Origin of the sequence: Actinoplanes sp. NPDC048791, from assembly GCF_040650095.1 — a bacterium.
In the GTDB taxonomy this organism is placed as follows: Bacteria; Actinomycetota; Actinomycetes; order Mycobacteriales; family Micromonosporaceae; genus Actinoplanes.
Genome location: NZ_JBEZGQ010001662.1, coordinates 1 through 1,190, shown reverse-complemented (window position 1 = coordinate 1,190; position 1,190 = coordinate 1). Strand labels below are relative to the sequence as shown.

General features: G+C 71.6%; 2 protein-coding genes. One reads left to right on the top strand and one right to left on the bottom strand.

All coding sequences use genetic code 11. The features are described 5' to 3' along the window. Positions 1 to 962: hypothetical protein (locus tag AB0C29_RS49415; protein WP_360835450.1), on the top strand; the 962-nt coding region annotated here is incomplete at its 5' end. Between the two features lie 36 nt (positions 963 to 998). Here AB0C29_RS49415 and AB0C29_RS49410 read toward each other — a convergent pair. Continuing rightward, on the bottom strand, positions 999 to 1,190 hold a 192-nt coding region (locus tag AB0C29_RS49410; protein ID WP_360835448.1), incomplete at its 5' end, for an LPXTG cell wall anchor domain-containing protein.

The window sequence follows — 1,190 nt, the reverse complement described above, 5'->3', positions numbered from 1 at the left end:
CGGCCGGCACCCCCGCCGGCAGCTCGGCCGCGCTGACGCCGTATCCCGGCCCGGCCGGCTGGATCCAGGGCGCCACCTGGTCACCGACCGCCGACGTGAGCGGCGATCTGCGGCGGATGCGCGACGGGCACGCCATCGACACGGTGAACGTCTACGGCCTGGAGACCTGGAGCAGGTCCCGCCTCGACGAGTTCTTCACCGTGCTGACCACGTTGCGGATGCGGGCGATCGTCCGGCTGGAGGCGTACGACCCGGCGACGTTCGCGTTCCGCCCCGAGGACGCGGCCCAGGTGCTCGACAGACACCGTGAGCTGCTCGATTACGTACGGGACAAGCCGGTGGCCTACCTGGCGCTGAACATGCCGGTGGACGACCTGCGGGTGCAGGCCCGGCTCGGCGGGGTCAACTCGGAGCTGTCCGCGCGCCGCCAGGTCGCGTACGCGAAGGAGCTGGTCGCCCTGGTCCGGCCGCACGCCGGACCGGTGCCGGTCTTCGTCGGCCTGTTCTACGGCTGGGACGGCTCGTACCGCATCCCGTCCTATCGCGACAGCGGCGCCGACGGCTACGTGCTGACCAGCTACAGCTATCCCGGCGGCCGGGTGCCGCCGGCCGGCAGCAGCACGGAGGAGCTGATCGACGCGCCGCGGTTGCGGTCGGCGGCGGACCGGGCAGTGGCCGCCCAGCCGGGGGCGCCGATCGTCGTCGAATACGGATTCCAGACGCTGGCCGCGCACGACTCGATGCCGGATCAGACCGCGGGATTGGTGGCCGACGTCACGGTTAAACGCGCGGCCCTGCGCGCGACCACGCATTTCTATTGCTCGCGATACCCGACTGTCATCGGCACGACGTATTTCGGCTACAACGTTTTCAAGGCGGAGGGAAATCCGCCGCGAACTCTCGACTACGGGCTGACGACGCCACCGCCGCAAACGCCACGGCTCGGCCCGGGCGGTCGCTGACCATCGGAGCGGGCCGGTGGCGGATTTCGGCGGGGATCAGGCGATGAACTTGCGCCGGCGGCGCAGCAGCAGGGTGGCGCCACCGCCGACCAGGGCCACACCGACCGCAGCGATGCTGCTGACGGCGGCTCCATGCCCGGCGAGGAGGAGTTCGTCGGCCGCGGCGTCGGCAGCTGCGCGACCTGCGACGGCGCCTACATCCGCGACCAGGACGTCGCCGTCGTCGGC